This window comes from Veillonella sp. oral taxon 158 (assembly GCF_018376515.1).
Taxonomy (GTDB): domain Bacteria; phylum Bacillota; class Negativicutes; order Veillonellales; family Veillonellaceae; genus Veillonella; species Veillonella rogosae.
The window spans coordinates 1-12,733 of the sequence record NZ_JAHABE010000007.1; the positions used below are offsets into that span (position 1 = coordinate 1).

Consider the following 12,733-nt stretch of genomic DNA (forward strand, 5'->3'; position numbering starts at 1 on the left):
GTTGTCAGATCATTCAATGCCCTCTTTAGAGGGCCACCACTAGAGAAAGACCCTTATAGGGTCAGAGCAAACCACCCGTTCTACGGGTGGTTATGATTTATACATAAAAAATGTGTATCTATATTTTGGTAATTGATTGTTAAAAATTGATGCCGATAAGTTTTAGTTTGCTAAATTATTAATTAATTGATATCTTTGATGAGCCCAGTAATCATGTACGCTCGTCCGTTCTTAAGGAGCAGTAATGATTCTATAAATTTTATAAATATATAAAACTTGTTAAAAAAATATAGATTTTTTTCGAATAGGACTATAAAAAATAGATGAAGTATTATATAATAATATCTACAGTATGTATTACAGTAGAATAAAATTGTTGTTAATGTATTCGTTTAATACAGTATTATACAATTAGTATTAATGATTAAGGGAGATTATAAGACGTTGAAAAGAGTATTAACCTTAACATTAGCCTTGGCCATCGTAGCCGGTGGCTATATGTTCGAGGCTAATGGGGCGGGAGAGCAGCCTTCTAAACAGGCACCGTCTATATCTGAGATAAACATATATACGCCTAAAGAACTCAATGCACGTCAAAAAGACTTGGTTGAAATTGGTCGCTATACAGCGTCTGGAGATCAAGGTGCATTAAAGAGTACAATTGCTTCTGCTATCGAGCGAGGTACGTTGACGCCGCAAGAGGTGAGTATTGCGATTCGTCAACTTTACTCTGCTGCGGGCTTGAAGCAAATGAATGCAGCTTTGGCTACATTTGATCAATTACGTGAAGAGCGTCCTGAGTTTGGCGCTGATTACGAAAAAATGGTTCCTAAGCAAACAGGTCTTAGTGCTTTATTGGGGAATGGCACTAATGGGGCTGCTTTAACAAAGCAGAAGACTGAGGAAGCTAAGGAAGGGGTTCAATATAATACGTTCCGTATGAAAAAGCCTAAACCTCAGAATCGTAATCGTTCTCGTCTAGGTAAATTAGACCGTGAATTGGTAGCGGCAGCAGCATTAGGTACTCGAGTTGGTAAAAATAACTTATTCAGTGCATCTGAAAAGAGTTTATCTGAGCTTGGCCTAAGTAAATATCAAATTGAAAATCTAGAATCTATGATTTTTGAATAAAATGTAGACCTACTTCTTTGGAAGTAGGTCTTTTTTATAGGGGAGAGAAGGGAAATGTAATTGACGTTTAAGGTCCCCTTTTCTATAATTAATAGGATAGGTATATGACCTGTAATAATAGATATAAATAATACATTATTGAAATAGATGTAAGGAGAAAGTATGCGCCTTCGTAGAAAACCGTGGATTGATGAAGCTATCCACGAATATGACTCTCATATCATTTTGTCTGGACATGAAGAACACAAAGGCAAATGGCGTGAGTTATTTGCTCATCCAGAGCGTCCATTATATATGGAGCTTGGTACGGGGAAAGGCCGCTTTATTGCGGGCATGTCTGAAGCATATCCAGATGCTAACTTTGTAGGTTTCGAAGTACAACTTGGCGTTATTTATTACGCAGCACAAAAAATTTTTGAAGGGGAACGCGATAATGCTAAGGTATGTCTCTTTGATATTGCAGGTATTGAAGAGGTTGTAGAACCTGGCGAAGTAGACCGCTTCTACATTAACTTTTGTGATCCATGGCCTAAAGCAAAACATGCTAAACGCCGCCTTACATATCACACATTCCTAGACCGTTATGCCCGTCTCTTAAAAGATGGTGGCGAAGTGCACTTTAAGACAGATAATGAAGGTTTATTTATGTTCTCTCTTGAAGAATTCAAAGAGTGCGGCTGGGAGCTTAAAAATGTAACGTACGATTTACATAGTACGGATCTTCCAAATGTTAAAACTGAATACGAAGAGAAATTTAGTAAAAAAGGGCAACCTATTTTCCGCTTAGAAGCAGTTAAGCCAAAAGTACAAAAGGAGGCTTAATATGGAAACACCGAATAAGGGGGATAGTCGGTGGGGCTCACTCTTTAGAAATGATTTACAAGGTATGCTCTTGCCTATAGTACTCATTACTATTATTGGCAGTGTTAATATCTTTAGTGCCACCTATATCAGCTCTATTTATGAAAATACAGGGCTTTTAGGCTATTTCTGGAAGCATATTGTCTTTTTGTTAATCTCATTGGCAGCAGGCATTATTTTATACCGTTATGACTATCGACAATTACAGAAGGATCACATGTTGCAACGTATTATGGTTGCTACGCTTGTTGGGTTAGTATTAGTACTCATCATGGGTGCCGTTATCAATGGTGCTCGTCGATGGATCTTAATCGGGCCTATATCTGTACAGCCTTCTGAGTTTGCTAAATTGGCGGCTCTTATATGGACTTCTGCTAAGTTGAGTAGCTTAAGAAAATGGGGTAAGCCTCGACATACGAATCCGCTGATTAATATGAAAGGCTATTTTGGTGAGCGCATCAGTTATATGTTTCCTATGTTAAGTTGGCCAGCAGTATTTGCAGGGCTAACATTCTTTCAACCTGACTTGGGGACAACGATACTAATTTTTGGATTTTCCTTTATTCTGATTTATTTAGCCGGATTTGATGGAAAATTCTTTGGTGGTGCCTTTGCAGTAGCGGGTTTACTAGGCTTTATTGCGGCTCGTTCGTCGCCGTACCGGTGGGAACGTATTCAATCTTGGTTTGACCCATGGCCTCATGCACAAGATATGGGTTACCAAACTGTACAAGGCCTGTTAGCCGTTGGTTCTGGTGGCTTCCTAGGGGAAGGCTTTATGCAAGGTACATCCAAGTACTTTTACTTGCCAGAAGCACATACAGACTTCGCTTTTGCTGTGTGGGCTCAAGAAATGGGGTTCCTTGGGGCTGTATTTGTTGTTATTTTAGTAGCAGCTTTCACCTACTATGGATTCCGAATTGCCAATAAGGCCCGTGATGAATTTGGTAAATGGCTAGCTATGGGCATTACCTTGCTCATTAGTGGTCAAGCCTTATTTAACATCGCCATGGTGTGTGGCATTATGCCTGTAACAGGTGTACCATTACCATTTGTTAGTTATGGTGGTTCTTCTTTATTGATGAACTTTATGGCCATTGGTTTATTAGCGAGCATTGGCCGCCGTAATGTGGAAGGTGTAAAGCAGGTCGGTACAGTTGAGGATTTACCATCCTTACGTGAGGAAACGCAAAGCCGATTCAAACCGGCTGCTCCCAAAACTCCTAAAAAAACGGAAATGCCTGGTCCTTTTAGACCGAAAACGGCTAAAAAGCCAACTCGTAGACGACCTAGATCTGAACGTTGATATTTAACTTGTGTAGTATAAGGTGAATATATTTAGTGTGGATTTATATAGCATCTCTAAAGAGGTGCTGTATAAATGCAACGTATTTGTATTGTGTGTGAGGAGAAAAGATGAAGGATTATATTGATATCCAAGAACGCCCGTCCTGGGGTCGAATGTTGCCACTTAGTTTTCAACATTTATTCGCTATGTTTGGTTCTACTGTATTGGTACCTTATTTACTGAAAGTAGATCCAGCTACGGCATTATTTATGAATGGTATTGGTACATTACTATACTTATTCGTGTGTAAAGGTAAAATTCCAGCTTACCTCGGTTCTAGCTTCGCCTTTATCGCTCCTGTAGCAGGTGTGTTATCTGCAGGTCTTGGCTATGAAGCGGCAAAGGGGGCCTTCGTTGTATTTGGTCTTTCCTTTGTAATTTTATCTATTCTTGTTCGTTATATTGGTACTCGTTGGATCGATAAGTTATTCCCTCCAGCAGCGATGGGGGCTATCGTAGCTATTATCGGTTTGGAATTAGCGCCAGTAGCGATGAGTATGTCTGGCCTTATTGGTAATCAAGATTTAGGCATGAGCCACAGTCAAGCTATTTTTATCTCAATGTTTTCCTTGGTTGTTACCTTGCTTGGTACTGTTGTGTTTCGTGGCTTCTTAGCTGTAATCCCTGTTTTGATTGGCGTTGTTTCCGGATATATCTTGTCTGCCTTCATGGGCGTTGTTGATTTCTCTAGTGTAGAAGCAGCTCCATGGTTCTCTTTGCCGCAATTCTACGGAATGCCTGTATTCGATATCAATGCAATCATCATGATTATGCCAGCTCTCTTCGTTGTATTTGCAGAGCACGTTGGTCACTTGGTTGTAACTAGTAATATCGTTGCTAAAGACTTGATGAAAGAGCCAGGCTTACAACGCTCCTTGCTCGGCGATGGCCTTGCTAATATTCTTTCTGGTTTCTTCGGTGCTACACCAAATACGACATACGGTGAAAATATCGGTGTACTTGCTATCACTCGTTGCTTCAGCGTATGGGTAATCGGTGGTGCTGCAGTTCTAGCGATGATCGTTTCCTTCGTAGGTAAGGTGGCAGCTCTGATCCATGCTATTCCAGTACCAGTTATGGGTGGTGTATCCATTCTCTTGTTCGGTATCATCGCAGCATCTGGTTTGCGCATGTTAGTAGAACGTAAAGTAGACTACACAAACCCTGTTAACATGATTCTTACATCCGTTATCCTCGTTGTAGGTCTTAGCGGTGCAGAACTTGCGGTAGGTCCTGTAGTATTAAAAGGTATGGGCCTTGCTACTGTAGTAGGTATGGCGATGAGCATTACATTGTTGATTCTTCAAAAAACAGGCGTTGGTAATGACCAATTGAAAAATACTGAAGTATAATTCAAGTTGCTATGAGGCTACCATATAAATCGTTGCGTTTATAAGCCCAATTTGTTTTTTACTCCTTATAATAAACGACTACTAGATCAGATGTATATCTGTGAAAGTAGTCGTTTTTATTAATTATCTTTATAAATTATTTTTAATATTGTATAATGAGTATATAAGTTGTATAAAATTAATTATAGAGAGGAGGGCCTATGGAGTTTTTAATTTGGATGGCTATAGGGATCGCCCTGATGGCGGTAGAACTCGTTGTACCGGGCGGTATTTTAGGACTCATCGGTTATTGTGCATTTCTTTGGGGCGTTTTTGTAGCTCTTGGAGAAGGAACGGTAGCGCTGTATGCAGTACTAGGATTAACAGCCTTACTAATTGTCCTTATCATCGTGTTCTTTAATCACTTTGAAAAGACTTGGATAGGCAAATTATTTACCTTAGGGCAACGGTCTACGACTAAGGCTGGCTATGTATCTAATGATGTATTAGAGGACTTGGCTGGTAAAGAGGGGGTAGCTCATACTACACTGCGCCCTGCAGGTATTGCTAAAATTGATGGTAATTTGGTAGATGTTGTAACCGAAGGGGACTTCATCGATGCCGGTTCACCGATTGTGGTACTGCGTGTTGTAGGCGGCCGCAATATTGTTAGAAAGCGCGATTAAGCTTTCACCACATCGTCGTATATAATGGAGGTTATTATGGATGTAGGTATTTTAATTTTGATTCCCATTCTACTGATTGGGATTATGGTGTTCTTGTATATTGTGCCATTAGGCCTTTGGGTATCTGCTCTTGCAGCAGGCGTTAATGTTGGTATCTTTACACTCGTAGGTATGCGCTTGCGTCGTGTAAATCCATCCCAAATCGTAATGCCTTTGATTAAAGCTAATAAAGCAGGCCTTGATGTAAACGTAAATCAGCTAGAAGCGCATTACCTTGCAGGTGGTGACGTTGACCGCGTCGTAGATGCATTGATTGCCGCTGAACGAGCATCTATTCCTTTGACATTTGAACGTTCCGCAGCTATCGACCTTGCAGGTCGCGATGTATTGGAAGCAGTACAAATGTCCGTTAATCCTAAAGTGATCGAAACACCAATTATCTCTGCAGTAGCAAAAAATGGTATCGAACTCAAGGTTCGTGCTCGTGTAACGGTACGTGCTAATATTGACCGCCTCGTTGGTGGTGCTGGTGAAGCTACTATTATCGCCCGTGTTGGTGAAGGTATCGTAACGACTGTAGGTTCCTCTGAAGAACATACAGATGTACTAGAAAATCCAGATCACATCTCTCGTACTGTATTGGGTAAAGGTCTTGATGCAGGTACTGCATTCGAAATCTTATCCATTGATATTGCTGACGTTGACGTAGGGCGCAACATTGGTGCTCAATTGCAAACTGACCAAGCGGAAGCAGATAAGAAAATTGCTCAAGCTCGTGCGGAAGAACGCCGTGCAATGGCCGTTGCGACAGAACAAGAAATGCGTGCGAAAACACAAGACATGCAAGCTAAGGTTGTGGAAGCACAAGCTGAAGTTCCTAAAGCATTGGCAGAAGCTTTCAGAAACGGTAATCTTGGCGTTATGGATTACTACAATATGAACAATATTATTGCAGACACTAAAATGCGTGAAAACTTAGCAGATAGTGAATAGGAGTAGCTATGGACTCTATTTTGTCTACAGTGCTATCCGTCTTTTTGCATAATCCTATCATTGTTTTAGGTATCATCGCCTATGTTGCTTTTTCTATTATAAGAGGCAAGAATACGGAAGAGTCTGATGAGTATGAAAGCTATGAAAGTTCAAGTTCCGGAATGACTTGGGAGGATATGGAACGCGAATACGGCATCTCCATAGAACGGAAGGTTGAAGAGCCTTCATCGCAGGACTCAATCCTTACAGTAGATGACACATCATTTGGAAATCGTTCGAAAGATGATGTGTCTACACCCGCTACAGCAACTCAACAAGATCTTGAGGTTTCACCTAAGAAACGCACTAGTAGCTCATCAAGCTATACGAAGAATACGACTCGCTTAGATCGTGAGACTGTTACAGAGGCTCCTCTAAATGAGCGATTAGCCGAGTTTAAACGAGATAAAGCCTCTAAAGAGGGTAGTGTCCTTGTTGAAAAGGTGGGCGTTACAACTGCTCCAGCTGTAACCTCGACTCGCAGTCGTAAATCTAATCATACTCTAAAAGAGGGGATGAAGTGGTCTATTATTTTAGGTAAGCCTAAAGCCCTTGAGCGAAGATATCGCTAGTCAAAATATCAGTATAATAAATGTACTGGTAATTGGTTAGTACATAGATATATTGATGGTTTGTGCACAGATATTGTGATAGCAGCTAGAATTACACCTATCGTATGCGGTGCATATAATTACATATTGAAAGAGGTTCCTATTGGTCACCTATGTGACTATTAGGAACCTCTTTTGTATTGTCTTTTCTTGATGGAGCTTTCACAATAAAAGGGAAGGGAGTTCGTCCATAAGGAAAGGTGATGTTATGTATCGTAATGTGCGCGTTATACCAAAACAGTTATTAGAGCAATTATATGTAGAAAAGCAGTGGAGTGTTCGCGATGTGGCAGACTATTTTCAGTGCAGTGTAGATACTATTATGCGCCGTATGAAAGCGTACGATATTGAGCGGCGGCCTCTTAGAAAGGAAATTAATATGGTTCATGTACAGGCCTTGTATGAGACGGGGAAGTGGTCCCTACATTCCTTGGCAAAGCGGTATGATGTGTCCACCACGACCATGGCAAGCCGAATGAGAGAATATGGTTTGGCTTGTCAGCGATCGAGTAACAATGTATCTCTAGATGTAGTGCGCATTTGTAGGGCCTATAAAAGTGGGAATAGTACAGATGCTATTGCTCGAATGTATGGCGTATCTCGTTGGAAGGTGCACCATGTGTTGCGACATATGGGTATTTCTAAGACATCTAAGGCTCGTAAATCTCAACGAGTAGAGGAGATGGCTTATTTATATATGCAGCACCACATGAGCACCGATGATATCGGTTTGGCCTATGGCGTTCGTGGCTCTACAGTGGCAATGTATTTGCGCGAACGAGGTATAGAAATACGGACCAATACTCTAGATTTAGACGAAAATAAGATTAAAAATCTCCGCGCGCAAGGGTATGGGGTGGCCAAAATTGCACAGGTGATGGGCTGTTCTGCCACCGCGGTACGAAAGCGATTAGCTATGAAAAAATATATCTCTCCTTGATGTAGTGTAATAGATACTATATACTTAAATTTGTACAATGATGGGAGGATTATTATGTTCGAAATTATTTCTGCTTTAATACCGTTTTTATTACTGGGCTTAGCGGCCGCTGGTTTATCTCGCGTCTCTGGTGTCGCTTTGTCGATGGTTATAGTGCCTACATTATTAATTTGGGGTGCTACTGCTGTAGACGTAATCGCCTTTATGTTGCTCTTTGTAGTGTACAATAACTTTACTATGGAAACACAAGATGTTCGCTTGGATTATAAAGACCTTGTGTTATTCCCGAAATGGCGCTTGTGCATTCCCTTTATTTTGAGTTTGGTTGCTGCGTTCTTTATACCTGCAGCAGGTATTGCCATTTTTATGGCCTGCTTCGTATTAGAATTGCTAGCTACAGTATATAAACGTATTCCTGAAAATAAACGACCTCGTTTACACCGTGTCGTGGTCACATCTATCTTGAGTGCTGTAGTCACAGCGGTAGGCGCTTATGCAGGTCCTAAAATTCCTGGTGACTACTACTTCATCTGTGCGGGCTTGGCGATTTTAATCATTACAGGCTTTGCTTGGTACGCAGGCAATCATCGAGATGCCTTTAGAGGTCCTTGGGAAACTATTTGGGCTGACTTTAATCTGTTCTTAGGTATGTTTGGTGTAGAGGCATCTTACTATCCAGCTGCTCTTACCCGTTCCATTCCAAATCCTATGGATCGCATGTTGCCTATGATTACTGTAGTAGGTGGCTATGCAGGTCTTATGGTGGTATTTGGAATCTACAATATTTTCTCTATTCCTTCTTTGATTACCGCTATCGGTGCTGCCGTAGGTATTCGCCTCTTTGGCTTATATGAATTCCCTCGCAATGGCAGCTTCTCCTACTTAGCGATTGGCTTTGCCGTGGCTGCAGTAGTATGCTTGTACCTCGTATCTCCAACGCCACTTGGCTTTGAACATATCAATACATTGGTATCTCAACCAATTGGTCAATAATGGTTAGTATTTGAGTGTTAGTCGTTTATAGGATAGATTAAATTCGCCAGCAGTGATTCGATTCATTTATTATCACCTGTGACATAGTTCATTTGTTATGGTGAAAGTTGAGTTCATAATAGATTGTGAAAGGAGTTGATGCTCTGTGGCAGAAACAATTGAAACGAGACCATTTCCGCCATTCTTGCCAAAGAATGCAACGGTCATGACGATGGGGACATTCCCGCCAACTTCCGAAAAGCGTTCTATGGAATTTCATTATCCTAACTTTCAAAATGATATGTGGCGCGTGTATGGCTTAGTATTCTTTGACGATAAGGAACACTTTAGAAAAGGTGAGGAAAAAGCCTTTGATGCGGATAAGATCAAAGCGTTCTTATCTGAAGTGGGGATTGCTTCTTGTCCTACTGTTTTGAAAGCTATTCGAGAAAAGGGAAATGCATCAGATGCGTTCCTAAAGGTTGTTGAACCTGTACCTCTCGCTGAAGTATTGGAACAGGTGCCTGAGTGTAAACATATTGGGACCACCGGTGGTAAGGCAACAGAAGTATTATTAAGCCTTTTACCGGAAAAGGTAAAACTACCTAAAACAGGGGAGACAATTCCCTTTGTGTTTAACGGTCGTGAATTGACGTTAACACGATTGCCATCTACATCTCGTGCATATCCATTAAGCCTTGCCAAAAAGGCTGAAGCCTATAAGAATTTCTTTAAGGCTTGTGGTTTAAAAACTAAATAGATTAAAACTAAATACATCTAAGAATAACACCTTTAATGGTTGAAGTTGAGTCTTTTGAACTCGCTACTAACTGTTAAAGGTGTTTTATTATCGTAAATTTATATGAGTTTTAAAAATGGTTAATATTAGAAATTATATCGTATTACATTGATTGTTATAAAAAATATTTATAAGGCATATAACATTTTAATTCTTGTTTTTTGAAATGAGAGGTCTATAATTAACCGTTGTTACAGATTGGTTGACAATCATTTTGGAAAATGGAGTTGATATTATGGATAAGGCTAAAGATGCCTTATGGACAAGATCCTTTGTCCTCGATACTTTGATTAATTTCTTAGTATTTTTGATTTACTATTTATTGATCGTTATTATAGCCGTTGTAGCGAAGGATAACCTCCATGCTACGGCGAGTCAAGCTGGCTTGGCCGTTGGTATTTATATTATTGGTACTGTTGTTGCTCGTTTGTTAGCAGGGCGGTTTATTAGTATCTTAGGCTGTCGTAAGATGTTGTACTTAGGTTTGTTGATTTACTTAATTTCCACAGCTATGTACTTCTACACACCTAATTTATTGATGCTCGACAGTGTTCGTTTCTTAAATGGTTTTGCTTACGGTATTACATCTACAGCTACAAGTACAATCGTAGCCGCTATTATTCCAATGTCACGTCGTGGTGAAGGGATTAACTACTATGGTTTGTCTACATCTCTTGCCGCTGCAGTAGGTCCGTTTTTAGGTATTTTGATGCTTCATAGCCTTGGCTATGACTTTATCATCGCCTTCTGTGTTGCTCTTATCATTCTTTGTGGTATTGGTTCCGTTATCATGAAATTTAATGAACCTAAGCTCGATATTGATTCTGAAGAACATAAAGGCATTAAAATTTCCGATTATATCGAACCACGTATGAATTCTATTAGTCTTGTTTCTATACTAGTAGGTTTTGCATACTCTGGTGTTATCGGTTTTATGGCCGCTTATACAAAAGATTTAAACCTTATCTTAGCAGGTACATTCTTCTTCGTTGTATATGCTGTAGTTATTACCATAACAAGACCATTACTTGGTATTGTATTTGATATGAAAGGGGAAAACTTCGTTCTTTACCCTTGCTTCATATCTTTAGCACTTGGTATTTTCTTGTTGTCCATCGCTCACTCTACATGGCTTATACTCTTGTCTGCTGTGTTTGTTGGTCTTGGTTATGGTACATTTATGTCAAACGGTCAAGCAGTAACTGTAAAAATCGTTCCTGTTCACCGCATTGGTGTTGCCACATCTACATACTTCATTGCCTTAGATATGGGCTTAGGTTTTGGTCCATACATTTTAGGTGCTATTAAAGAGGAAGTAGGTTATACAAGTATGTTCCATGTTACTGTTGTAGTAGCACTTCTTGCATTCGTTGCTTATTATTTCCTCTATGGCCGTTATGTAGGTACTGAAAAAGATCTTTCTTTGAAAGCTCGCGCTGAAGAAGAAGAAATCAGAAATCGTAAACGTAATGGAAAATTAGCATAACATTAGCTATATTACTTACAATCACATAACATATAAAAAGGACTATACGAGATATCTCGTATAGTCCTTTTTATTGTTAAGGTATCTTAGTATTCCATTGTATTTTATACTGCTAGTTTAGTATTTAAATATCGTTCAAACGCCATCTAGTAGTATAGGTGCATGAGAAGTTACATCGTAACCTATTATTTCTCAATATTAACGATGTTTACGATAACTTCAACAGCTTTTTTCATGTCATCGATACATGCAAATTCATGGCGACCGTGTAGGTTTTCTACGCCTGTAAAGATATTTGGCGTAGGGATGCCCATAAAGGAGATTTTAGAGCCATCTGTACCGCCGCGGATAGGGTCGCAAAGAGGCATGATGCCTGCTTTTTCCATAGCTGCTTTAGCTACGTTAACGCATTCCATATTGTCTTTGATGACATCGTACATGTTGTAATATTGGTCTTTTACAGATACTTCACATACTTCGCGGCCATAAATGTCGTTTAATGTTTGACCTGCTTGTAAGAAGAATGCTTTTTTCGCTTCAAATAATTCTTTATCGTGGTCGCGAATGATGTAATTCATTTTACCAGTGTCTACTTGGGTTTCCATGCTCATAAGCATGAAGAAGCCTTGGCGCCCACAAGTGTGTTCAGGAACAGCTGCACCTGGTAATAAAGCATCGAATTGCATTGCTAGTTTAGCACAGTTAATCATGATGCCTTTGGCAGTGCCTGTGTGAACCGATACACCTTTAAGGGTAACAGTGCCGCCAGCGGCATTAAATGTTTCGTATTCAAGCTGACCGAGGCTTTCACCATCGATAGTGTAAGCATAGTCTACAGGGAATTGTTTAACATCAAAGTGGTCTGCGCCAGTACCGATTTCTTCGTCTGGTCCGAAGGCGCACATGATTTTGCCGTGTTTGATTTCTGGATGAGCTACGAGGTAGGCGAGGGCTTCCATAATTTCGCAGATACCAGCTTTATCATCACCACCGAGTAAAGTAAGGCCATCTGTTACGACTAAGGATTTACCAATGTAATTTTTTAGATTAGGGAAGTCTGCACGACGTGTGTAGATTTGATGTTCTTCGTTAAGGCAAATATCGCCGCCATCGTAATTTTCTACGATGCGAGGCTTGATGTTTTCTGCATTGTAATCAGCTGTGTCCATATGAGCAATGAAGCCGATAGCAGGGGCTTTTTCGTCCGTATTAGCATTGAGTGTACCGATGACAAAGCCGTTTTCACGATTGTAAATAACTTCGTCCAAGCCGATTGCTTTTAAGTCGGGAACGAGTACGTTCGTTGCAAAATCTACTTGTGATTGCGTACTAGGAATAGTAGTGCTTTCCTCATTAGAGCGTGTGTTTATACTTGTGTAGCGGACAAAACGTTCAACCATTGATTCCATAATAAAGCCTCCTCGTAAGTAAACATGCCTGTTATACATGGCAGTATTCAATACTGTTACATATAGCGATTCTTAATTTACTTTCATTGTAGAACAGGGGCGATAAAATTGCAAAACAATTATTTAT

General features: G+C 40.1%; 12 protein-coding genes. 11 read left to right on the forward strand and 1 reads right to left on the reverse strand.

The window, feature by feature from the left end:
- The first annotated feature begins 444 nt into the window (after window positions 1-444).
- From KH364_RS05445 to KH364_RS05495, 11 genes are all read left to right on the forward strand, one after another.
- Window positions 445-1,131, forward strand: coding sequence for a carboxymuconolactone decarboxylase family protein (locus KH364_RS05445; RefSeq protein WP_009351854.1), 687 nt, complete (start codon window positions 445-447; stop codon window positions 1,129-1,131).
- A 162-nt stretch (window positions 1,132-1,293) separates the two neighbouring features.
- Window positions 1,294-1,953 carry a tRNA (guanosine(46)-N7)-methyltransferase TrmB gene (trmB, locus tag KH364_RS05450; RefSeq protein ID WP_009352075.1) on the forward strand — a complete coding sequence of 220 codons (660 nt, stop codon included), beginning with the start codon at window positions 1,294-1,296 and terminating at the stop codon, window positions 1,951-1,953.
- A gap of 1 nt (window position 1,954) precedes the next feature.
- Window positions 1,955-3,298 (forward strand): putative peptidoglycan glycosyltransferase FtsW, encoded by a 1,344-nt coding sequence (locus tag KH364_RS05455; protein ID WP_009352021.1) that lies wholly within the window; start codon window positions 1,955-1,957, stop codon window positions 3,296-3,298.
- Between the two features lie 110 nt (window positions 3,299-3,408).
- Entirely contained in the window at window positions 3,409-4,692 is a 1,284-nt protein-coding gene (gene uraA / locus KH364_RS05460; protein ID WP_273298891.1) for a uracil permease, read from the forward strand.
- Window positions 4,693-4,892: 200 nt separating this feature from the next.
- Window positions 4,893-5,357 carry an NfeD family protein gene (locus tag KH364_RS05465; RefSeq protein ID WP_009351828.1) on the forward strand — a complete coding sequence of 155 codons (465 nt, stop codon included), beginning with the start codon at window positions 4,893-4,895 and terminating at the stop codon, window positions 5,355-5,357.
- 36 nt (window positions 5,358-5,393) lie between these two features.
- A complete protein-coding gene (gene floA, locus KH364_RS05470) occupies window positions 5,394-6,350 on the forward strand; it encodes a flotillin-like protein FloA (protein WP_105090174.1) in 957 nt (318 codons plus the stop codon).
- Between the two features lie 8 nt (window positions 6,351-6,358).
- Entirely contained in the window at window positions 6,359-6,961 is a 603-nt protein-coding gene (locus KH364_RS05475) for a hypothetical protein (protein ID WP_273298893.1), read from the forward strand.
- 247 nt (window positions 6,962-7,208) lie between these two features.
- Window positions 7,209-7,940 (forward strand): sortase, encoded by a 732-nt coding sequence (locus KH364_RS05480; RefSeq protein WP_273298895.1) that lies wholly within the window; start codon window positions 7,209-7,211, stop codon window positions 7,938-7,940.
- A 54-nt stretch (window positions 7,941-7,994) separates the two neighbouring features.
- Complete coding sequence (locus KH364_RS05485) at window positions 7,995-8,933, forward strand: hypothetical protein (RefSeq protein ID WP_273298896.1); 939 nt, start codon at window positions 7,995-7,997, stop codon at window positions 8,931-8,933.
- A 145-nt stretch (window positions 8,934-9,078) separates the two neighbouring features.
- Complete coding sequence (locus KH364_RS05490) at window positions 9,079-9,672, forward strand: DNA glycosylase (protein ID WP_273298897.1); 594 nt, start codon at window positions 9,079-9,081, stop codon at window positions 9,670-9,672.
- A gap of 274 nt (window positions 9,673-9,946) precedes the next feature.
- A complete protein-coding gene (locus KH364_RS05495; RefSeq protein ID WP_273298898.1) occupies window positions 9,947-11,197 on the forward strand; it encodes an MFS transporter in 1,251 nt (416 codons plus the stop codon).
- Window positions 11,198-11,382: 185 nt separating this feature from the next.
- Here KH364_RS05495 and pepT read toward each other — a convergent pair whose 3' ends face one another.
- Window positions 11,383-12,606 carry a peptidase T gene (gene pepT / locus KH364_RS05500; protein WP_273298899.1) on the reverse strand — a complete coding sequence of 408 codons (1,224 nt, stop codon included), beginning with the start codon at window positions 12,604-12,606 and terminating at the stop codon, window positions 11,383-11,385.
- Window positions 12,607-12,733: the final 127 nt, after the last annotated feature.